Below are 23,416 nucleotides of genomic sequence, written 5' to 3' on the forward strand. Positions count from 1 at the left end.
ACTGACAATTTACTTCCACTCTTATAAGAGATTTTTGCTATGAAACATTCACATTTATTAGACTATATCGCTATTCCACCGAACAAAGAATCCACTGTATATTTACTGCTAAAACTAGAATCGTTCGCCATTGAAAGTGCCGAACGCAAAAATTTAAATCTCTCTTTAATTCTCGACCGTAGTGGTTCTATGGCCGGAACAAAATTGGATTACACAAAGAAAGCGTCACGCTCGCTCGTTGATCATTTGGTAGGAAAAGACATATTTTCTCTAGTCATTTACGACGACACCGTACAAACATTGATCTCACCACAGCAAGCAAAAAACAAAAATAACATCCGCCGCACCATCGATTCGATATACTCGGGCGGCATGACCAACCTTTCAGGCGGTTGGCTAGAGGGTCTGGGCCATATTGACAAATTTTTAGATAAGGAAAAAATCAATCGCGCTTTACTTCTCACCGATGGCCTTGCCAACCAAGGGATTGTGGAGCACGATAAATTAAAAGAAATCGCTGGGAAATGGCGTGAAAAAGGTATATCTACGACAACATTGGGTTTTGGTAGCGGTTTTAACGAAGATTTGCTCGCAGGCATGGCAGATGCCGGAGGTGGAAGCTTTTATTTTATTGAAAATCCTGACGACGCGCCCAAAGTTTTCAAGGAAGAATTGGGAGACTTAACCACATTGGTTGCACAAAATATGAAAGTGACAGCTCACTGTGATTCAACAGTATCCATTCATAAACAACTCAATGAATATCCCAAAATAGATTTAACCACCTGGGATTTTGGCGACATGTTTGCCGATGAATTTAAGAGTATGCTATTTGAACTAAAAATACAGCCACAACCCGCAGGCGAAACAAAAATAATGGATATCACCATAAACTACGATCAAATTTATCCGCAAGTAGAAAAGAAGTCCATCACCTTCGCGGTAAATATCGTTGTCGACGAAAAAAAAGCAGCGGATTGCGGACGCGACGAAGAAGTCATTCAGGAATATATGTTACTGGAGTCTGCTCTACAAAAGCAAAAAGCCATTGATTACGCTGACCAAGGAGACTACGCGCGCTCAATCGCCTGTTTTAAGGACATGTCAGCGATGCTTGCGAGCAGTCCTTGTGCAACTCCACAAATGCAAGCGGAACAATGCGAACTGGATGAATATGTACGGGAAATGGAAGAAAAGTCGTATTCCCCGGGATTGCGTAAGAAAGCCATGTACAAAAAGTTCGCCGCACAACGCAGCAAAGAAGTGTACAAAAAGAAAAAGTAAAGTACTGGAATTCGCTGGTTTGCGATGCCCCCACATCGCTGCTTTGCAGCGATTGCTCCCCCACAGGGGGAGCCTAATACATCTGACATATACAGGAAAAGATGCCACTAGTTTGCGATATTGACTTGAATTAAATCATGAATAAAAACCCCTTAATCGCCAAAGCGCTGCATCAAATTTCGGTACCTTGTCGTTTTACGTATACTGCGTAATTTATCTTCCTTTTGGACTTGCTCAATACTTATGCTTTTGGAGCGTAAGCACTCCTCCAATAAACTGCATGCTTCCATTTTCTTATTCTGTAAGGCATACACGCAAGCTAAATAAAAATACGCCGACGAGCGGTACTTTTCGATATAAAATACCTTCGAAAAATCACGGTGCGCTTTCTCCACGACTCCCAGATTCAAGAAAGCAATTCCACGGTGAAATATCGCCTCTTTATACGCGTCGTTTAAAGAAATCGCGTTGTCAAATGATGTGGACGCCTCTTTCCATTTCTTCATTTGTGAAAGAGCTATTCCGCTTAGGTAATACCCTTGTTCGGATTCAGAGTTGTTTTTAGTTATGTGTTGAAAATCGCGTAGTGCTTCCACAAACATTTTTTGCTTTAAATAAACAAGACCTCTTTGTAAATACGCTTCGAGATCTTGCGCATTGTTTTCTATTAAAAAATTTAGATCGGTGATTGCCTCTGTTAAGCGATTTTGTTGTACATATACATTCGCTCTTTGATAACGAAAGTTTTTGGAGTCTGGTTGAATATTTAATAAACGATCTAATACGGTTATTGCTTTTGTAAATTCTTTTAGTCTTACGAAAATTTCTACTTTCTGAGTATATGCAGGTAAATAATTTTTATCTAGCTGTGTTGCATTGTCAAAATCCGCTAACGCCAAAGCATACCTATTTTGTTGCATATAAGTTGTTCCACGATGGCTGTATGTAGACGCGCGCGACTTATGATTATTGATCACAAAGTTAAAATCGCGAAATGCGGCCTCAAAATTCCCTTTCTTTAAATAACATAATCCGCGTATCTCTCGACTCTGTACATCTTTTTCATTGAGTTGTAGAACTACATTCACATCCGCGATCGCCAAATTGTACTGCTGTTGTTTCGCATAAACACTAGCGCGCTTTCGACGAATTTCGACATCGTTGGGTTGTAACTGGAGCGCCTTATTTAAGTCGGCAATCGCTAAGTCGTGCTTTTCTTGTAAAATATAGATATCTGCACGATAGATATACCCGCGCCAATTTTGCGGATTTTTTCTTACAGCCATTCCTAAATCCTGCATGGCCGCACTATATTTTTTTTGCGCCAGATGTACAAGGGATTTCGCAATATATCCTTCGGATAAGTTTGGTTCTAGAGCAATTGCTTGCACAAAATCGTCAATGGCTTCTTGGTATGCCACATTTTTTAGATATGCCGTACCACGCTGCCGATAAAATTTTCCTTGCTGTGAAATACTAATTGCCCACGAAAAATCTTCAATGGCAGCGGTGAAGTTTTGTAAAGATAACTGCACATTCCCCAAACGAAAGTAAGCATTGGCACTGGGGTCTATATTCAAAGCTGCGGAATATTGTTCTTGCGCTTTTACAAACATACTGTGATAAAAGTAAATGTCTCCCAGCAGAAGATAAAAATAAGCGTTCTTTTCTTTAAATTGATTCATTTTCGCTAAGAACTTCTTTGCCGTTTCTGCGTCTTCTATAGAAGAAAGTACCACGAGCAAATACGGAAAGAAATGCTTTGGGTCAAGAGCCACACATGCTAAACTTACCGACTGACTTTCATTCCATTTTTCTTCGCACAATAACTGAATCGCGCGCACCGCATGTCCCCAATAAAGAGAAGGATTTTCTTCAACAAATGCTTTGAGCGCTTTCTGATTGCGCGTCACAAAGTAAACACTCAATTCTAAATATTTATTTGTCTTACCGGGAAACGCTACATTTAAATCTTCGAGAATTCCCTGCGCTTTTTCAGAAGTAATATACTCCCCTGAAAAAATAGCCATGCGTTTTAAAAAGGTAATTTCTTTTCTTTGTGCAGCGATGTTTTGTTGGTAAAAAAAATAATTTACACTCGGGTTGCAATATTGAATATTTTGCTCAATACTGAGTGTAACGCCTTGAATTTGTTGATACAATTTCAGTAAACGTGAAATTTGCGTCATATTTTTATAATCGTAAAATGGCAAACGTTCATAAAAAGGTTTGATCATATAAGAATTATAAAAAGCAAATCGTGCATTCTTTAACAATTTTTGAAACAACATGTATTCCTGCAACCACTTTTTTTCCCTGGTATAAAACCATGAGTAATTCTGGTATACCGCCAAAGCACGCGACGGATTATCTTGCCTCAATGCTTGTTCCGCTTCCTCATAACTGTGCAAGTATTGACTGCGCATCGACATTGCTACCGCAACACTAAATACAATCAATATCAAAAACGCCGTAACGCTTTTTGGATATTGTCGCAAAAGTTTACTCAATTTCGTCGCAAGCGGTTGGCGAAATGCGATCCCATCTTTGCGCGACAAAAGACTTTCCACATCTTTGCATAAATCTTCCGCCCGAGGATAAACAAAGGTCCGCGAACACAAAAAACCACGGCGATCAATTCCCAAACAATGTTGGAAAATGCGTTCAATCCCCTTTGAGGTAACATCTCTTTTTAAAGACTTATCACATGCAGGTAATTGAATCCGCAAGCTCTCGATTTGTTTCAAGAAATCTTTTAAGGACAAGCGCAAATCAATATTGGTATCATATGGAAAAAACTCCCAGCGATCCCCTTCTATGGAGCGATAACTTCGCGATGTGGTCATGGCCAGCAAGATAACACCTAAAGCGTAAATATCAATACGCTTCGATTTTTTTGTTTCGAATAAACATCGTGGATCGACAAAGTTTTTCGTCCCGCAGATTTCTTTCACATTTTCAGGCGATGTTGTCAAACCAAAATCAATCAAATGAATTTTATATTCACTATCGATAAGAATATTCTGCGGCTTTAAATCGCGATGAACATAGTTCTTCTCGTGTAGGTGGCAGACAACACGACAGATATCATAAAAAATATGCATCAACTCCCGCAATGTAATGTGGTTCACCATCATTCTCAATTTGGGGTTGGCGTTTGGCAAACCGTGCAAGGCATGTAAAAATTCCGATAGTTTTATTCCATCAATTTTGCGCATAGTGAAATAAGGAAGATCTCCTTCGTGTACCTCAAAAATAGAAGGGATAGATTCATGATGAAAACTAGCATGCAAAGTCACTTCTTCCAAAAATAAACGAGGATCACGCGCAGCACTACATTGCTTTAGAGCCACCTCTCTCTTTGTCACCTCGTCGTAAACTTCCCAAACAATCCCCTGGCCTCCGCGCCCAAGCATACGTAGTATTTTGTAACGTTTATCGATAACTCGCGACGCTTCATCCCATTCGATTTGTGGCTTTTTCAACGAAATATCTTGTAAGGAGGATAATAGCGAATATTTGCTGTTTTCACTCATATTTTTCCTTTGTTGTTATGAATACCACCATCTTTGGCAAAGAACTAAATTCTATAAAACCAATGCCGCCCAAAAAGCCATCAAAAATAAATCAACAAGATCAAAAATAAACGCATTACGCCTCTCCCGTGGGAGAGGCATGAGAATGCAGTTTTCAGCAAAGCTGAAACCTGCAATTCGATGGTGAGGGCACCAATATGAAAACGAAAATCTATACGAATTTATTTATCGCCTTTGTCATCTTTGTCATCTTTGTCATCTTCGTCATCGTCATCTTCGTCTTCATAATCATCATCTTCATACTCTTCATCATCCCAAACATCATCTTCGGAATCGGAATCTGAGCTATATTTTGTACCAAACCACTGCTCTGCTGTCCACTCATTGGTATACTTCATCACCGTAGTAATCGCGTCTTTTTTCCAACGGCTCTCATCAGCAGAGGGTAGTAATTCTTGCAACGCTTTGATTGCCTTTTTGCGTTGTGCATCTTTTTGTAGTAGACCCAGCAACAACGACACCATTTCTTGCGTATAGTCTGAATCCCAACCATAATGTGTTAACAACGGTATTACATTGCTTACAACTTCCGGCTTAGCAGAGTCCAACAATTTTTTTACCATTGTGACCATTTGTGGAGAACTGTCGTTTTGTTTTTGCAAGATTTGTAAAATGCGTAATTGCATACTCACTTTTTCTTGCGGTAAGCGTGAGATAAGAACTGGAATAATTTGTTTGTGCAGTATTTCTTGACTTTCGTCATGTGAAAATACTTCGATCATACTCTTGTATACTTCAAAAATATATTCCGTATTGCGATTTTTTTTCTTTAAAAATTGTTGTGCCGCGTCCTTCAATATCGTTTTTAAATATTGCTGGTAATCGTGTAGTAGATCGGAAATACTTACTGTAACGCGTAGTTGCTGTCCTCCAACATCTGCAACAACATGATCTTTTCCATTTTTGACTTTGGTAATTACATTTCCTTGCACATTTGGCGTTTTGTATTCTATTTCTAACCATGTATGATCTCCATGAATCGTAGGGCGTATTTTCAGTGCCACTGTGTCGTCAGAAAATTTGGTGTTTATCGAAAAAAAACTCTTGTTCTGAACCGCACGCGCCATGGAATACCTCTTTCCAAAAGAGCACTGTATAAAAACATTTCCAGAAAAACTTTTACGTAGAGATTCTATGGTATTGACTACATTTTCATGAAAACCCGAAGCACCGTAGACAATCAATTGACCACCGTATAATTCGACAAAGCCTTGCGATGCATTTTTATCTGTGATAAAATTTTGCAGCTCCTTCTTAACATCCACTTCTTCAACAGAATGGATCTCTCCTATCATGTTGCGATAAAGTTGTTGCGTTTCTTTGTCTTTGGCATCCTTCGCTAATTGTAATATTTTTTTGTGTATTTCCTTCGTGAAGAACTCTTGTTTGTCTACCACTAATTTCTCACGATAATTCAACAAGTCGCCCACATAGTAACTTCTCATCGTTTTCGAAATTTTATCCTGAGGTACAATGATAATAACACCATTTTCGATTCGATAGGTTAAACCAGAAGACGATACATCATTTTTCTTGTGACTACCCGCAAGTATAAGTTCAAGTATCGAAGATACACGCAACCTTTTTACCGCTATTTCACATAGCGAATTGTACTCAATTGCCTCAGGCGAGATAATGATATTAATACCTGTCGTCGTTCTTAAAAAATCAATAACTTCAAACAGAGGTGCCTCGCTAAAATTTATTGTCATTCTCTCATTATGCAATTGATATTCGACCTTACGCGAGTCTACATCCTCATTAGGACGTTGCGCTTCTTTTTTTAATGAGTGCGACACTACCCGAGCACAAATCATCAACGTTTTTCCCTCATCAGGCGTTGGTAGAACACTGAGTACACTCTCTTTACCGTTTACCACTAATGCCACACCTTGGTCTCGATATTCTCTTGTGGAATATTGAAAGACAACATCACTGTATATTTTTATTCCCTTTTTTTGGAAGACACAAGGAAGTAACGCCATCGAAAAATTGACATTGTTTTTATTTGTAGAAAGACATGATACGGTATTTTCTACACCCGAAATTTTGCAGCGATGCAATAAAGTTCGCGTAGAGTAGTATTTTCGTTTCATATCGTAGTTATCAACAATATAAAGAGAAACAACCATAGAGATCGCGTCGTGCGATTCTCCTAAACGTTTTAATAGAGAAGAAATCTTGCGGTGCGCACGCGCTTTATTCTTAACAATCAATAAACCATTGTTTATATGGATGCGATTGCCATCCTTCCACGAATTGGGCTCAATTACCGATACGATAATATTTTTCAAACGTTCGGATGTATCTGGAAGTTCACGAAAAACAACTTGAGTCTGTTTGTTGTCTGATATAGGGCGAGAGGGAAAACACAAATTGCGAATATCATAAGTTTTGACAAACGCTCTTCCTGTCACACGTTCAGCGTCGAGAATAAACAAAACATCGCTGCGAAAAATAGCTTTTAAATTGTAAAACTGACACAATAAATCGAGAGCTGTTCTTAACTTTAACTCCTCTACCGACAAGGTAACTCTTGTGCCTTCTTTCTCCAAACGTTTTGTTACTCTTCGATCAACGACAATATTGATTTCCGAAGTAAGCCGTATAAAGCGAATCACATCGGCAAAGGGAGTTTCCGTAAAATCCAAAGTAACTTCCACACTGTTCAATTTATCGTGAATTCTTTTTTCCGCTTTGCTCAAGAAATCTTGCGCAAAATTCACACTAAGAAAGCAAAAAAATAATAAAATAATTCTATTCATGTAATATCTCCTTTAAAATAGTTCTAACGTTTTTGCAGCGCAAAAAAGTCACATAAGTTCACCACAAAACTCGCTCGAACGAATGCTTTTACTTTCTTATTGGTAAATATTTGTAAACCTGACAAAACTTTTGGAATTTTTTTATGTATGACGAAACACAGTGGTCGGAAATACACAAAGCAGCAGCTACCGACTTAGACTCCCCTGAAAAACAAGCGGCTTTAAACAATATTTTAAAGCGTTTCGAAAAACCATTGTTGATATTATTTAGTAAACGACTTAGAGATTTTCATACACAAAATTCGCGTAACCACCATGAGAATACCGAGGAAATGCTGGCGGAATTTTATTTGTATTTGCTCGAACGCCGACAAAAAATTTTTACAAACGTCGACCAAAACAAAGGGAAATTACGCACATTTTTGTATACAATTGCTTGGAGGTTTGCCAATGACTATCTGGGAAAGCAGGCGTCACAAACACCAACATTCGACCACGATTTTTCCCTAAAAGAAGACAATGCTCCACAGATATACGATAAATACGAAGTAGAGTATGTTAATGTATTAGTCAATCGCGCTCTTAGTAGATTAAAGGCTTACGAAAAAAAAATCTACCATTTATTCAAGAAAAAATACTTTTCGCAACCACCATTGTCATCAAAAGAAATCGCATTACAACTCAAAATTTTAGATCCGCAACAAGCGCAAGATGGCGCTGCGGTCACCAAGGCAGAGAATAATATCAATAAACAACTTTCGCGTGGGCGACGTATGTTTTTTGAGTTTATTCGCGAGGAAGTGAGCGCGACATTGGTGCAGCAAAATGAAGAATTGCTTGAAGAGGAAATGTGTATGCTTCGCAAGCATATCGGGGATATTTCTTTGGCGATTACTCATTAGAATCGGTTACGATTACATTCAGGGCTCAATGCCATTGACTTAAAAAATAAGTTATTTAATAAAAGACTTACAAATTCATGTCATTCCCGCGAAAGCGGGAAACTAGCAATATAAATTCGACTTGAAAGCGCCTGGGTCCCTGATCAAGTCAGGGATGACAGGACAAGGTAAGTTTATTATTAAAAGGTGTTTGCGCTTAAGTCAATGGTATTGAGGGTCACGGTCACGGTGTAAAAGGCATCAAGAGATTAGGAGTAAATTATGAAACGAACACCTGTACATATCATTACTGGTTTTTTAGGCAGTGGAAAAACAACCTTCTTAAATCACTTCATTAGGGAACGATTACCTGAACGCATTTTTGTTGTTGAAAACGAGTGTGGTGCGGTGAATGTCGATGGCGCTTTGGTAATAGATGGCGTTGAGGAAGTGGTCGAATTAAGTGCGGGTTGCCTTTGCTGCTCGTTGGCGGATGGTTTATTGGATATACTAAGGGAAGCTAGTCAAAAAACAGATGAGTACGATCGGTTAATCATCGAAACAACAGGCATTGCCGATCCAAGTTCCATTATCCAAGTGTTTCTGGAAAATGCCGCTGTGGAAAAAGTCTTTGAACTGCAACAAGTGATTTCCCTTGTGGATGCGGGACAAGTAGAGGGTTGGTTAAAAGAGGCGGATGAAGCCCTCAGGCAAATTGCGCTTGCCGATGTGCTACTTATCAATAAAGTAGATATGGTCACGGCCAATGACCTTGCAAGAGTAGAATCACTATTAGAGGGTATTAATCCAAATGCTGTGGTACACAGCGGAGAAAAAGGTGTGTTTCCGATAGAAGACATTCTCCAAACGGGAACCATAAAACCTGCGTCTGTCGAAAAAATCATCGATAAACCTCCACATTTTCACGAAACTGCGGAGGGAGAAAACAATAGCCATAAAATCACTAGTTTTACCATTTCATTTCCGCATCCTCTTAACTTGGAAAGTCTACAATTAGATCTCAATCGCATTGTACATTTGTATAGAGATCAAGTTTATCGCGTGAAGGGATTTATCGCCATCCCCAATTACCCTAATCGCGTCATTCTGCAATCGGCGAGAAGTGCTTTCGTTGCTACTGACGGTACTCCTTGGGAACCCAACGATAACAGGGAGGGAAAACTTGTATTTATAGGAAGAGGGTTACAACGCAAAGCTTTCGAAAAAATGTTTAATAGGCATATGGTGGACAAATAAATCGTTAGTTATGATGACTACTATAAAACCATGACGACAAACACCATCTCGCAAAACACTATAAGTAAATAACTTACAAATTTATTTATCATCAAGCGATGATAAAAAAAGTACAAAAACATTACTGTTTTATGTCATAAAAATATGGAAACCATAAGCCTTTTAAAGTAAATAACTTATATCAATATTTTTTGGTTGTGTATTCTCGGAGGCCACTTAGAGGCCGCGACATGATATTTGATTGTAAAAAATGCCGTTTAAAATCCGCAAGTTTGAGTAATTAAACGCTACCTTTAGTAGAAAATTACTACCCCACACAGATCTAGTTATGGAAGTGTCGTTTTTTGTTTAGAGGTACGCTTTTGTTTACACAAAGTGATAGTTAACAGAATGAGAAAAGATTGTATTACAACGTGTTAATTAGTATTAACGTAAATACTCTCAAATAGCTTTATTTCTTGGCTAGAGAGATTTACACAAGATTTATTTACAATAAAAAAAATTTGATATTTTTCAAAAATGTAGTATTCTACTGATAACTGGACAACTTGGGAAGTAATATTGAGTCGCCAAATTGAAAAAAAGCCACAATCGGGTAGGATTGTGACTCATTTGTTAGCTAGATTATCTTAGAAAAATAAGTTCAATAACATACAATATAGTACATATTATTGTACATACGGCGGCTATGTAATAGGCATGCATTTATTACCCTCCTGTAAAGTCCAGTTTTAGTAACACCCAACTATAGTTAGGCACAGGGAGGCTATTTTATTTAACCTACCTGCGCCTCTATGTTTGTAATTACTAGACTTCCTATTTGGGCAAGCATCTACCATATTGTTTTGCTTTTGCACCTTGTACACATAGATACCTCTCATTTTCAGATTCGCATCGTAATTAACGTTACCAATAACTCTATTGTACAAAACATCTATTTTTCAAAAGTAGTGTACGATAATATTGTTTATGGTAAAAGAAAAAGCTACACCAATTATACACAGTTTTCACAGTTTTATACAAATCTGAATAGTATTTTTATTAACGACACACCTATAACGGCTCGCAATATCGAATACGAGTCCCATAATATCTATACAAAAGCCGTGATCAAATGCAACATTCCAACTATTGTACAGAAAATAAAAGTGCTGTGGCATATATTCCCGAACGATATTCTGCCCACAAAACAACACAATGACAACTTTTGAAATTAAAATGAAGAATAAGGGTTTAAATCTAAAAAAAATAACGGCTCTAAATCCCAGGGTGTAGTGCTCGTTCCCGGTAAACTTTTAAAACTAGAACTAACACGTATAATGGCGAAAGAGTTACTATAATAGGTACAATCTAAATTTTAAATAAATTATCGCTATCCTTCAGGGTAACAACCAAACTCTATCTTATATAACTCCCGAAACAAAATCGTAAAGTGGTATTCTTCTAGTTGGTTATCAGAATAGTAATTAGCAATCGATAGTTGAGTATTATTTCTTATTATTCTATTTGAGTGATTGTTTTTTCCCTTAAAATCAATATTCTCCCAGTGTTTTTTCAACTTTATAAACCCCAGCATACTCATTATTACTAATCTTTGGTCTCTTTTAGGATTTTTGGGATTATATCCTAAGATATCTTTGTAACTTTGGCAAAGTTCATCTCTTCCACAATCGAGCTTTATGTTTTCCACATGTGAAACTCTTCTAAAAACCTCTTCTTTTATTTTCTTTTTTTCACAGACAATATCATTGTCGGAATTTATTCGTTCAATGGCATATTTGTAACAAATAGAAGGGTTAAACTTCTTTATTCTTTCTTTTACCAAATCAGGTTCGAAAAAATAATTTTCGCGCACAGCTAGACCCAATGTTAAAATGCGATTAGATTGAATCTTTTGCCCATTAAGGACACCTTCGTAATAAAGATCATTATAAATTTCATTAGTGTTCGAATGATGGTAATCTTCTTCAATTTTTGTAGACTGCACATCTGGATCCACAATAGCAAAAAGCTTATCGGGGTTTATAAATGTATCTGTTTTTTCACTAATGAGCTTTCTTAAGCTAAAAAAAGTACCAATTGTAGATTCTCTCGTTCCGCAACCGATGAACTGTGGTTTTTTGTATGTCCAATAACTTGGCACACAACGTTTAAAAAATGTTGCATCTGCAAGTTTTCTTCTTTTCGCAACAGTACTTGGATTACTCCTATCGGATAAGTTGGTCCTTCCCTCACAAAGTATAACTACTTTATCTTTAAACCGACTTCTAGCATTAGCGAGGATAAAATCAGATAACTTTTCTATAGACATATTTGTCATAGTTAGTCTCCCTTTTTGCTAGACCTAAGTTTTACTCCAAGTTCTTTTATATTTGACGGTGGAAGAGAATCACACAAATCGTACGAGTGTGTAGAAATAATATATTGATTTGATGGTCCCCATTTTTCTAAGTTTTTAGGAATATCCGATTGCCAATCAGGGTGCAGATGAGTTTCTAGTTCATCTATAAGAACTATTGAATTTTCAGAAACAATATATTTTAGCCAAATATACACAGCTAATTGCTTCACTTCTCCTTTACTTAAACATGATACGTCTAGTTTTTTTCCTTGCAAATCTAAAAAAACTAGTGCAGATCGATCTTCATTTGGACGTATTCTTTTATTCTGGAGTAAAGAATCCAAATCTCCTAGTAAACGATCTATATGATCTCCGTATTTTCCTGTTTTCATCTTCATCTCAAAATCAAGATCTTGAAATTTATATATAGCTTTGATCAAAATTTCCGCCCCCATCATGTCATATGTCATAAAATTGTCGAAATTATTTTTTAAGGAGCATATCACTTGATAATATTTAAAGTTATCTACCTGGAGAGCTAATTCCCTATCTTCTTGATTTAAGAACAAATATATTTCAGAAGGAGCCCCTATCATAAATACATTTTGAGATATCTCATAAAGCAATATCTCTGGATTGTATATTATAGAAGACTCTATTTTGATGATGGTATCTTGAACAAAAACCTCTCGATCCCTTTTTAAGATTGGGATTTTTTTTCAAGAATAAGTTGTTCTTCTTCTAATTTACGTATATCTTCTCTTATTCTCTGACAAATTAGTTCCCTAGTTCCTCGATAAGAACCTCCATCAAGTGAATTGTATTGTAATTTAGGATTCTTAACAGTCGCTGTATCTTTTAAACGACTTTTTAAAGCGTCAATACAATCTTCTTTGTTAGAATAGAGACTCAATATTTTAGAGGCGTTATTTTTTTTAATTAATAAAGTAATACTCCCTTTTAGGTATTGTAATTCTATTCTCATTGAGAATTCGTCTACATGCGACATCATATTTGAGAGTAAATTATAATCTTTTTGATTACCAACAGTTAATACCGCAAATATTAGTTGTATAAAAGTACTTTTTCCCCCACCGTTATTACTTGCAATAGGAAAAATTTGAGGATCACTATCTTCTTCAAACTCTACATTTACATTTTGAAGAACTCTATATTCAAATATTTCAACTTTTCTTATTTGTAGCATTCTCTATTCTCCTATAGACTTTGAAATGAATAGAATCGTTAACACTTTTCTTAACTACCAAGTGATCATTCACTTACCTTAGCTTATCATTAACCTATTCTTAATCTTACCTCACTTCACCACCAACTTATCTCAAACTTATACTTAACTTATTCCAAGCTATATTCAACTTATTACAAACTTATTATTAACTTATTTTTAACTTATTTTCAAATAAAAAATTGACAAATTAATCTTTTAGATGTATATTTAGGAAGAAAGCACCTAACTTTAAGGAAAATTGAATGAAAGAGAAAAGAAAAACTAAAAACGTAACTTTAGCCATGGATGAAAAAATGCTAGACTATATAGATAAGTTAGGGGAAAGAATAGGGTCAGATAAAACAGCTACAACGATAAAAGGTTGTATTAAGTTAGTTAGCTACCTAGATAGATTCACAGAGGAAGATATTCTAACAGTTCTTGATAAAAAGAACGATAAAGAAATAAATGTTTTATTTAAAGCATAAATATATTGTTTTAAACAACAATATTGAATTTCAAGCATCAATACTGTATTTTAAGAAAACCATATAGCAACTCCTAAAACAAGCTATCTATCTTTAAAAAAGGGTAGATGGGCACTACACCATGTCTAAAGTGGTTTTAGTAGTCAGCCCCATACAGGTAGACAAACTTCCCTTTGTGTTATTGGGGATAAAAGCGAGTCAGAAGCCTCCTGTTTTTAGGGGAAACTGTTATGAACAACAAAAATGAAGTTCATAACCAAGAAATAGTGAAACCTGTTCGCGAACAGGAAAATCACAAATTTCTTGAAGTACCGGAACCTCTACCGGGCTATATGGCAGATATAACTGATGAGAGGTTCCGAAAAGGTCTTTGGCAAATGATCAAAGATTTTTTGGAATGGTTACTAGATTTTTTTACCTAAGTAACTAATTAGTGATATTGGAAGAGGGGAAAACCCCTCTTTTTTTATTTATACTTGTAATTTCAGACCTTTGCAAGAATATATTTTGTTTTACTTGTAAAAATTGTTGCTCAAGTGGTTTTTTTCAAAAAGATAGATCGTTTATCAGTATGTAGAAATTTGCAAGTCTTAGACAAATATTTTATAATAGAGTATGCAACGCAATGGGGGTTGCGTTGCGTAAAGGCAACTGCTATTACTTAATTTTTACTTCTTTAGCAGTTTTATTTTTGTTTATTTTTTTAGCTGTCTCAACGACCTTACATATTGTGTTTAAGACTGCACATACTATCAAAATAAAATTTTGCATTTGGAACTCCTTTTTAGATGATATTACTTGGATTACAGTTTTAATTTAGCATAAAAATCATTCTAAAATTAACAACGATTCTTATAGTAGATTCTGTAAGGAGTTTCTACTCTCCCCCTCCCCTATACCAAAAAAAATAACGCTTACTTCCGCTGTAGCCACATAAACTATTAAATATCAAAGGGTTAAAAAGGGGGCATTTCAACATTCAAGCGTCATAGATATTAACTGGAGATCAGAGTGGATGACGAAATAATCAATTATTTTAGTAAAAATCAAACAAAGCAAAATGCAGCATATCTCCTTCATCTAGCCAAGTGGGATTCAAAAAATATTGCTCATTGTTTAAACATACAAGAGTCAACAGTTAGAGGATATGTTAGTAGAGTAAGTGATATGTTCTACATAAAATTTTCTAAGGGTATAGGATACAATGAATAATGTGAAGAATGAACTATTCCACAAAGCTCTACGCAGAGAGTTATCCATACAGGAAATGGATAAATGGCAAAAAATTTGGAATAGTGATTTTGAAATGCGCAAAAAATTTGTAGTTACCAAAGTAATTGAAGCTCGGGCTCGGCATGTCCTCATCTTAAAAAATAAGAATAAAAAAGAAAATTTGTTCCTTAAAGAGGTAAACTTAGAAAAAGCATATCTCAAAGGAGTTGGATTTTATCAAGCTAATCTTGAAGGAGCTAATCTTAAGGCAGCCAATCTTGAGGGAGCTAATCTTGAAGGAGCAAATCTTACAGGAGCAAATCTTACAGGAGCAAATCTTACAGGAGCAAATCTTACAGAAGCAGATCTTACAGGGGCAAAGATTACAGGAGCAAACCTTACAAAAGCCAACCTTGCAAGAGCAAGACTTACAGGGGCAAAGATTACAGAAGCAAACCTTATTACAGAGTTAGATCTTACAGGAGCAAATCTTACAGAAGCAGATCTTACAGGGGCAAACCTTACAGGGGCAAAGATTACAGGAGCAAACCTTACAAAAGCCAACCTTGCAAGAGCAAGACTTACAGGGGCAAAGATTACAGAAGCAAACCTTATTACAGAGTTAGATCTTACAGGAGCAAACCTTACAGAAGCCAACCTTGCAAGAGCAAGCCTTACAGGGGCAGATATTATAGGAGCAAACCTTACAGAAGCCAACCTTGCAAGAGCAAACCTTACATGGGCAAACCTTACAGAGGTAGATCTTACATGGGCAAACCTTACAGAGGTAGATCTTACATGGGCAAACCTTACAAAGGTAGATCTTACAGGAGCAAACCTTACAAAAGCTAACCTTGCAAGAGCAAACCTTACATGGGCAAAACTTACGGAGGTAGATCTTACAGGAGCAAACCTTACAAAAGCCAACCTTACAGAGGTAGATCTTACAGAGGTAGATCTTACAAAAGCATACCTTACGGGGGTAGATCTTACAGAGGTAGATCTTACAAAAGCAAACCTTACGGGGGTAGATCTTACAGGGGTAGATCTTACAAAAGCAAACCTTACGGGGGTAGATCTTACAGGGGTAGATCTTGCAGGGGCAGATCTTACAGGAACGAATGTTCTTGGAGCGTATTTCCAAGAAGAAAACCTTAAAGAAAAAAATAACAGAAAAGCTAACTTAAAAAAAGAAAATCTAAAAAAATGGTCTGCGAGGAAAGCAATATCTCAGCTATTTCGACGTCACTCAACTGTTCCCAAATACCGTATTGGTTATCCTTGTGCTAGTGCTGATCCACAGCACAATAAAAGTACGGCTGTTATATTACATCCATGTGTCCATAAAGGATTTAAGTACATACGTAACAAAACTAATACTTATAAAATCGTAAATCCTGCAGGGGCAAGAATTCTCAATTATTGTAGTCGTGGAGTCTATGGCACATTAATTGAATCTGACGATCAACGTCAAAGTATTGTACGTGCTGGAATGATCCACGATGATGGTGACTCTATGCATCTAGCATTAATTTTAGCAGTATTTCAACGTAATCACTCAGAAAATGCTCCATTGCTGCTCTTCAGTGCTGCAGTGAGGCATCCTCCAGGTGCCATACCTTTTCTCAATGCAAGAATAACATCGTATTGTGATATTTCTATTGTAAAAGATTCGCTATTACAAAAATATAAAGTTGCAGTTATGGCAAAGGCAAAAGCTCTTATTATTCTAGAAGAGCATGCTATACTCTTAGCACACGAATTACAAAAAAAAATACATACTATACAAAGTATTAATTATGAGCACAGTGATGAACCGATTATTGTTGGAGTAAGAGATAATGATTTACCAAATATTGCCAAACATATAGGTATTGATCCTTACTACTATTGTAGAAAAAGTATCTCTCTACAAACTGTATTGCAACTCTGTACTTTTGTTATCCTCCATATTGCTGTGATATCGGCAATATGGATTCTTACGCCTAATGAAAAAATGTATTGGCAACCAATAAAAACAGCTATAGAGCAAAAAAATCAGATACTTTCCATATTTGGTAAACAAACAAGTAAAACAGGAGTTACTCTACAAGCCCTTGGTCATATTAGAGAAGTAAAAGAAGATAATGATAATTTGGTCCTAACTCTACACACTCAAGTTATCCTTAGGAAGGTGATTAAAATTGTTTTTGTAAAAACAATACAATACGAAGAATGTGAAGTAAAAGCTGCAATTACTATTTTTTACAACAAAAAGAAATTAAATTATATAGTTAATTGGCAAGATTTTAGAAAATTGATTCTCGACGAGAAAGAAATTCGCTCGATTATAGAGCTTCACATTGAAAAATGGTTCAATCAATTAAGAAACCAAGAAGTTAATAAAATTAAGTGAAACAAATGTGAAGTTTAATTTTGGCAGACAACATTTTTTGTCGGACTAAATTACATGATCGTATGAATTTGTTAGTTGATTTTGAGAGAGGAGTTCATTGGTTAAAAATCGTAGGTTAATAGTAAGTTTATGGCAGATTGTTTTTGAGGGAGTTATGTGGCTTGTTTTTCTATTTTGTTCTCTAGCTCAATTATTCGGTCTTTTAAGTCTTTTATCTCTAATATTTGCTCCAGAAACTTTTGTATTTGATCCATATTTGTGTATGTCAGAAAATTTTCGTTCTTGTTATTTTCTAACGTTTCGTTTGCCTTAAACAACTTTTTCTCCGGGAAAAAGTCATCATATAAATCTAGTATTTTTATTATCTCTATCAATTTATCTGCGCGGGGCATCATTTTGCCAGAAACCCATTTTGCAACATTTGGTTGACTGACATCTAATTGTTCAGCAAGTTCTCGCTGCGATAACCCCTTTCTTTTCATTCCAGTGTTAATTATCTCACCAACATCCATGTAGATCTCCTTAATTCATATACAAATGATAGCATTTGTTATCGTTTGCGACAACCTACAGTTATTTTTATAACACTAAGTTATTTTAAATTTGCTTTTTTTATTACCCAAGGGTATATTTATACCATAGAGGTATTAAAGTGATAACTGGAGGGACTTATGAATAAAAAGAGAATGGGTAAAATAATTCAAAAGATGCGTATAGAAAAAGAGATGACCAGATTAGTTTTATCTAAAAAAATGAGTTGTTCCCCAACAACAATTTTTAAGTGGGAGAGGGGTTTAATGTGTCCAAGTATGGAAAATTTAACAAAGTTAGAGTCCATACTTGGAATGAATATATTGAGCAGTGAATTCATGGAGGCTGTGGTGGCAAAATGAATCAGCAACAGCTAACTAACGCAATAGTCGAATTAAAAGCGGAAAACAACCAATTGCGTCAAGAGGTTGACGCGCTAAAAAAACACCTAACGCGCCCGGACTTAACACGCCAGATGTTCTCCTATGAGGATGTGGCAATGATGTCCGATAAAAACGTCCGAACAATAAAACGTCTAGAGAAAGAGGGGGCGATCCGGGCGAAATACCCAGCGGCGAAAAAGAGATTCACTTTTATTGCAGTAGAAAACTTCTTACGTGGATTATAGAAAGCGAGGTGCGACTTTAACCAAAAACAACACGCTCCAACAATAGCTCAATCGGGAATAGCAGTTCAGATGTGGGATATTCTGTATTTCTGCGAGAAAAACGGAGTAAGTAGTAGCGAGTGCAAGAAGATGCTCAGAGAGCATTTCAAGTTTATCAAAAGAGAAATGCGCAAGGACCTCGACGCGCACATCAAAAATATCGGAAAGGAGTAAAAGTGTCGTATAGCAAACAAATTCAAGATTGGATGGATCGCATGAGTTTGGTTCCGTGTAATGATTGTGGGACCCCAGTGGAAACAACCGCGGATAGTGTGGGAGATGACTATGAATTTTATTGCCCAAAACACATAAGCGAAAACAAGTACACGGAGGAAGTATGGATCGTGCGAGAATGAGTTACCGAGAACTCCGAGAGTATTTGGAGAAGATGCACCCTTGCGGATGCATCCATTGCAAAAATGTCAGACTACAAAAGAATAGCAAGTATTTCTTTTTGATAACACCGAATAACGGACCGAAACGAATGGGGATTCAAGAGGCCGCATGGTGGTGCTTTTCAAAACGTCGTAGTCTAATCTTAGTGTAACATAAAAAAGTCCTAAATTGCCAGGACTAGAAAGGCCAAAACTGTGACTACCCTACCTCAAGTTAATACAGAAAAGAAACTTTGTCCGACTTGTAAATCCGAAGCAAACCAGATTAGCTCCGGAGTACTTTATGACAAACTCGGCTGTGGCATATGTCGAGAAACGTATCGCAAACATAGCGCAATGGGCCTTGCGTTTCTTATGTTCGCGGAGATCAATATATATGACTTGCAGCAAAAAATCAGTTCTGTTCTATACCACCAGGTCGAAATTGATCTAAAAATAACCACAAAAGAAGGCGAAACCGTTTTCGCGTCAACAAAACAGCTGTAATCACAAAGTTATTATAACGACAAAACGTAGATTTTTCTTTTAGAATTTACGGATATTATACGGTTTTTCTTTTTATCAGTCCCTGGGAATTTCTCAGGGGACATTTAGACACAAAAAAACCCGCAGGTGCTGGAACACCCACGGGCTCGGTTTAAATTCTAGTAATAAAATTATAGGGTAGAATGATGGTAAATTCTAGTAAAAAAATACAAGTTTTTTGGGAAAGGGGGCGGCATGGAAAACATTAATGCAGTTGCTCTACAAGATTTACAAAGATCCGCCCTTAATGAAGATACAATCCGCGGGATGGGATGTTACTCTCTTCCCCCAGGAAAAGATCGTGTGGAGTGGCTCAAGAACAACCTTGGCTATGCCAAGCGCAAGAAAAGTTGCTTATCGCAAGTGTGTAGTGATATTTTGGCTTTTCCGTATCCATGTGATGATTACACAAGAGTGCGACTCTACCCGGCGATAGATGATGCGAAATATCTGTGCGCGAAGGGTAGCTCGACGCATCTCTATTACCTAAAAAGCGATGAGAAAAAGCTACGCAAAAACCACATTCCGATTATCTTCAATGAAGGTGAAAAGAAAACTGCCTGTGTTTCGCAATTCGCAGGGCAACAATATCTCTCTCTGGGATCCAGTGGTATCACACAGTGGAAAAACTGTCCGGAGTGGAAACAGATCACACTAAAGGGGCGTGAAGTTTACATTGCATTTGATCGGCCGGAGATACGAAAACCAGACCTGGAGAAACAATTACTCTCTCTTTGGTTGTGGCTGTGGAAACGTCGCGCAATCCCCAAGATAATCTCGTGGGATCCGGAGTATGAAAAGATAGACGACTGGTTGTGTGCGATCAACACGTCCAAAGATAAATCGTGCATCGATGCGATTAAAGAAAGTATTTCGTCCGCACAGACAAATGTATTTGATGAGATAAAAGATATTGATGAGGATTACTTCGCGGAAACACCTCCCAAAGTTGCGCATACTTTTTGGCGGAGAATGTTTTGCGATATCTTTTACCGGCCAGAGTTATTGAGCCAATCCACTTGTTATTTTTCTTGTGTGCCATAGCACCCCCGTATGTTTAGGAAAAAAAAGCTAGGGGCCAAAACGTGCCCGTTTATTGTATTATTGTGCAAATTTGTGCAATAGTTATGGATAACTTACTACTTTTATACTATACTATCAAATATTACCAAACGCCCGTTTTAAAAAGAAAAATCGCAATGTAACAGACAAAAAATGAAATTATTACGTAAAAATTACCGTTTCATGACATTTTGATGAAATTACTTTTCTAAAATAAAAACAAAACAATTCCTGAAAAGTAAAGGAGATGCTATGAGACATTACATACTTTTTGTTATATTCGCAATATTGTGTTGTTGTACCAACAGTAAAAATAACGAGGCCCTTCTGCAAACAAGTCAAAATAAAACGGAAAAAGCAATCGTAAGCGTCCCACAGAAAAACAAAGGTGAAGAGTCAAAAAAAGAGGCCACAGAAAACGAAGTAACACACGAAAATCACCGTGAAAATTTAGAGGAAGAAAAAAATCTATTATCGAATAGTGCTCCTGCACAAAGTTTCGAGGTAAACAGTTTAGAGCAAAGTGACGCACCACTTCCGACGATGGAGGTAACAGAAACAACAAGTCCTGCTCCGTCAAAGAAAAGTAAATACCAAATTTCGGGTCCCTACATGTATGAAAACTTGTGTATTTACCTTCTACACGGAGAAGACAAAATCAAAACGAAGAATATCATCACCTTAGATGAAGCCATGGCCTCAGAAAAAATAAAAGTTTATGAAACCGGTACTGTCAGCCAGCTATCGGTGGAAAATTTAACAGCAGACACGGCCATTTATTTACATGCGGGTGACATTGTCAAGGGTGGCAAACAAGATAGAACCATTGCCAACGATATGGTTCTTCTACCAAAGACCGGAAAAAAAAGTGTGCGTTCTTTTTGTGTGGAGTCGGGTCGTTGGAGTAAGCGTGCCGGTGAAAAATTAGATCAATTTAGTAGCAACAAGTATCAAGTGGCGAGCAAAAAACTCAAACTCGCGGTGAAGTATGCGCAAAATCAACAGCAGGTTTGGAATCAAGTGCGTACAGCGCAAAGCAAATTGTCAAAAAATTTGAATACCAATGTACAATCCAATGTTTCACAAACGAGTATGCAATTAACGCTGGAAAATAAAAAACTAAAAGAGAAAACGCAGCAATACATGGAAGCATTGCGGCATCTAGCCTCCGAAAAATCGGATAGTGTTGGTTTTATTTTCGCCATCAATGGCAAGCTCAACCAGGCAGACATATATGGATCTAATTTTCTGTTCAGCAAACTGTGGGAAAAACTTCTGCATTCATGTGCAACCGAAGCGATCTCTGAGCAGGTAATAGAACACCAAAATCCACAAATTGCACAAGTAGATGAATGGTTGGCGAAAATGCGCAGCGGTAAAGAAAAAGCGAGAAAAGTAAATACAAATTCGCGAAACATTGTTTACCAAAGTGATAGTTCTATTGGTGAAGATGTATATGTGGACAGCGATTTATTCGATGGCGGTGACGAAGCCAGTGATTTTGAAGAAGACGACGCCGACGACTTGCTTCACTCTAGTTACACCGATACGTCAGATATAGACCCGGACGAAATGCAAGAACAAAACTACGATGACTCCAACAACATCGAAATCGACGAAGAACATGAGTGGTTAGACGAGAATATCGACGAAGAGGGTGATCTCGACGAAGGGAACGAGGAAGATGATCTTGACGACTAGGATTTTTTGTTGTTGGCTTTTGTAGCGAAAAACTTTCTATAATGAAGCGTGTTGTCAATGAAGAATGTTGCACTTTTGTTGTCATATGTGCAAAAGCGCATATGTGTCAAGCTTTCTACATAAAAGACTCGCAGATCCATGTCCAGACTATATAATTTCACAAGGAATTGGCACAATGGAAACTCCTCAAGAAAGCCCAAAACTATTTTACGATAATTTAGCGGAACATTATCATCTCATTGCCAATAACTGGCAGCAGGCAGTGGTTAGGCAACGTGAACAGCTTCAAACATTTTTTGATGCCATTTCTCTACCAAAAAATATGTTGTTACTTGATTGTACGTGTGGTGTGGGAACACAGGCCATTGGATTGGCGCAAATGGGTCATGATGTACATGCTTGCGATTTAAGCCCACAATCCATTGCCAAAGCCCGAAAGAATGCACAACAGTTTGCCATCGACATTTCGTTTTTTGTCTCTGACATGCGTCATTTACGAAAAAATACCGATAGACATTATGATATGGTCGTTGCTTTCGACAATGCCATCCCACATTTGCTTATAGAAAGAGATGTACTTTGCGCTTTTCGCAACATATATGAGTGTTTACGTCCGTCAGGTACGTTTATCTTTTCCATTCGCGATTACGATGCCATATTAGAAAACCGTCCGCAAAGTACATTGCCACGAAACATCGATGATGAATTTGGGCAACGCATTACTTTTCAAACCTGGGAGTGGCAACCACAAACGAACATTTATAATTTTCAATTATTTATTTTGCAAAAACAAGAAACACATTGGGAAACAAAGTGCTTTCCTTCGACATACCGCGCTTATCGCCGTGGTGAATTGAGTGATTTACTAGAGAAAATCGGTTTTCGTAATATTCGTTGGTATATGCCGGAAGAAAGTGGTTATTACCAACCGATTGTTGTCGCGCATAAATTTGATCGTCATAATTCCTGTTGATTGGATATATTGGTTTGAATTTGGAAATGTTGATCGTATATGTTTGGGAGAACGGGCGGACACTAGGTCCGCCCCTACAACGCACTTTGTCAAAGTTATGTTTTTGGTATGCGTT

General features: G+C 37.1%; 20 protein-coding genes. 14 read left to right on the forward strand and 6 right to left on the reverse strand.

The features are described from left to right. The first annotated feature begins 39 nt into the window (after window positions 1-39). On the forward strand, window positions 40-1,284 hold the full coding sequence (locus tag UABAM_RS14935; RefSeq protein ID WP_151968806.1) for a vWA domain-containing protein: 1,245 nt from the start codon (window positions 40-42) through the stop codon (window positions 1,282-1,284). Between the two features lie 152 nt (window positions 1,285-1,436). Here UABAM_RS14935 and UABAM_RS14940 read toward each other — a convergent pair whose 3' ends face one another. Then, entirely contained in the window at window positions 1,437-4,820 is a 3,384-nt protein-coding gene (locus UABAM_RS14940; protein ID WP_151968807.1) for a serine/threonine-protein kinase, read from the reverse strand. Between the two features lie 221 nt (window positions 4,821-5,041). Next, window positions 5,042-7,645 carry a hypothetical protein gene (locus tag UABAM_RS14945; protein ID WP_151968808.1) on the reverse strand — a complete coding sequence of 868 codons (2,604 nt, stop codon included), beginning with the start codon at window positions 7,643-7,645 and terminating at the stop codon, window positions 5,042-5,044. Window positions 7,646-7,788: 143 nt separating this feature from the next. Between UABAM_RS14945 and UABAM_RS14950 the strand changes: the two genes are divergently transcribed. Together UABAM_RS14950 and UABAM_RS14955 are read left to right on the forward strand one after the other, a co-directional pair. After that, window positions 7,789-8,547, forward strand: a complete 759-nt coding sequence (locus UABAM_RS14950) for an RNA polymerase sigma factor (protein ID WP_151968809.1) — start codon at window positions 7,789-7,791, stop codon at window positions 8,545-8,547. Between the two features lie 261 nt (window positions 8,548-8,808). Continuing rightward, window positions 8,809-9,783: a CobW family GTP-binding protein gene (locus tag UABAM_RS14955; protein ID WP_151968810.1), complete on the forward strand. Its 975-nt coding sequence runs from the start codon at window positions 8,809-8,811 to the stop codon at window positions 9,781-9,783. Window positions 9,784-11,155: 1,372 nt separating this feature from the next. Here the strand turns inward: UABAM_RS14955 and UABAM_RS14960 are convergent. The 3 genes from UABAM_RS14960 to UABAM_RS14970 form a co-directional block, all read right to left on the reverse strand. Further along, on the reverse strand, window positions 11,156-12,103 hold the full coding sequence (locus UABAM_RS14960) for a hypothetical protein (protein ID WP_151968811.1): 948 nt from the start codon (window positions 12,101-12,103) through the stop codon (window positions 11,156-11,158). A 2-nt stretch (window positions 12,104-12,105) separates the two neighbouring features. Next, window positions 12,106-12,720 (reverse strand): AAA family ATPase, encoded by a 615-nt coding sequence (locus UABAM_RS14965; RefSeq protein ID WP_151968812.1) that lies wholly within the window; start codon window positions 12,718-12,720, stop codon window positions 12,106-12,108. A 104-nt stretch (window positions 12,721-12,824) separates the two neighbouring features. Continuing rightward, on the reverse strand, window positions 12,825-13,331 hold the full coding sequence (locus UABAM_RS14970) for a hypothetical protein (protein ID WP_151968813.1): 507 nt from the start codon (window positions 13,329-13,331) through the stop codon (window positions 12,825-12,827). 284 nt (window positions 13,332-13,615) lie between these two features. Here UABAM_RS14970 and UABAM_RS14975 point away from each other — a divergent pair, with 284 nt between their 5' ends. From UABAM_RS14975 to UABAM_RS14990, 4 genes are all read left to right on the forward strand, one after another. Beyond that, entirely contained in the window at window positions 13,616-13,840 is a 225-nt protein-coding gene (locus UABAM_RS14975; RefSeq protein ID WP_151968814.1) for a hypothetical protein, read from the forward strand. A gap of 230 nt (window positions 13,841-14,070) precedes the next feature. Continuing rightward, window positions 14,071-14,262, forward strand: a complete 192-nt coding sequence (locus UABAM_RS14980; protein WP_151968815.1) for a hypothetical protein — start codon at window positions 14,071-14,073, stop codon at window positions 14,260-14,262. Between the two features lie 589 nt (window positions 14,263-14,851). Then, window positions 14,852-15,052 carry a hypothetical protein gene (locus tag UABAM_RS14985; protein WP_151968816.1) on the forward strand — a complete coding sequence of 67 codons (201 nt, stop codon included), beginning with the start codon at window positions 14,852-14,854 and terminating at the stop codon, window positions 15,050-15,052. After that, on the forward strand, window positions 15,045-17,447 hold the full coding sequence (locus UABAM_RS14990) for a pentapeptide repeat-containing protein (protein WP_151968817.1): 2,403 nt from the start codon (window positions 15,045-15,047) through the stop codon (window positions 17,445-17,447). The genes UABAM_RS14985 and UABAM_RS14990 overlap by 8 nt, the downstream gene beginning before the upstream one ends. 152 nt (window positions 17,448-17,599) lie before the next feature. Here the strand turns inward: UABAM_RS14990 and UABAM_RS14995 are convergent, their stop codons facing one another. Beyond that, the gene (locus UABAM_RS14995) at window positions 17,600-17,959 is read right to left on the reverse strand and encodes a helix-turn-helix domain-containing protein (protein WP_151968818.1); all 360 of its coding nucleotides are present in this window, start codon (window positions 17,957-17,959) and stop codon (window positions 17,600-17,602) included. A 159-nt stretch (window positions 17,960-18,118) separates the two neighbouring features. On the opposite strand from UABAM_RS14995, the gene UABAM_RS15000 reads away from it, so the two are divergent. The 7 genes from UABAM_RS15000 (at window position 18,119) to UABAM_RS15030 (ending at window position 23,301) form a co-directional block, all read left to right on the forward strand. Then, window positions 18,119-18,340 (forward strand): helix-turn-helix domain-containing protein, encoded by a 222-nt coding sequence (locus UABAM_RS15000; RefSeq protein WP_151968819.1) that lies wholly within the window; start codon window positions 18,119-18,121, stop codon window positions 18,338-18,340. Beyond that, window positions 18,337-18,606 carry a hypothetical protein gene (locus UABAM_RS15005; protein ID WP_151968820.1) on the forward strand — a complete coding sequence of 90 codons (270 nt, stop codon included), beginning with the start codon at window positions 18,337-18,339 and terminating at the stop codon, window positions 18,604-18,606. Before UABAM_RS15000 ends, UABAM_RS15005 begins: the two co-directional genes overlap by 4 nt. A gap of 215 nt (window positions 18,607-18,821) precedes the next feature. Beyond that, complete coding sequence (locus UABAM_RS15010; protein ID WP_151968821.1) at window positions 18,822-19,001, forward strand: hypothetical protein; 180 nt, start codon at window positions 18,822-18,824, stop codon at window positions 18,999-19,001. Between the two features lie 234 nt (window positions 19,002-19,235). Further along, on the forward strand, window positions 19,236-19,526 hold the full coding sequence (locus UABAM_RS15015) for a hypothetical protein (protein WP_151968822.1): 291 nt from the start codon (window positions 19,236-19,238) through the stop codon (window positions 19,524-19,526). Between the two features lie 234 nt (window positions 19,527-19,760). Beyond that, window positions 19,761-20,609 carry a DUF3854 domain-containing protein gene (locus UABAM_RS15020; protein WP_151968823.1) on the forward strand — a complete coding sequence of 283 codons (849 nt, stop codon included), beginning with the start codon at window positions 19,761-19,763 and terminating at the stop codon, window positions 20,607-20,609. Window positions 20,610-20,879: 270 nt separating this feature from the next. Continuing rightward, on the forward strand, window positions 20,880-22,328 hold the full coding sequence (locus UABAM_RS15025) for an ARPP-1 family domain-containing protein (RefSeq protein WP_151968824.1): 1,449 nt from the start codon (window positions 20,880-20,882) through the stop codon (window positions 22,326-22,328). Window positions 22,329-22,503: 175 nt separating this feature from the next. Next, window positions 22,504-23,301 (forward strand): class I SAM-dependent methyltransferase, encoded by a 798-nt coding sequence (locus UABAM_RS15030; RefSeq protein WP_173013333.1) that lies wholly within the window; start codon window positions 22,504-22,506, stop codon window positions 23,299-23,301. Window positions 23,302-23,416: the final 115 nt, after the last annotated feature.

Source organism: Candidatus Uabimicrobium amorphum, from assembly GCF_009002475.1.
Lineage (GTDB): Bacteria > Planctomycetota > Uabimicrobiia > Uabimicrobiales > Uabimicrobiaceae > Uabimicrobium > Uabimicrobium amorphum.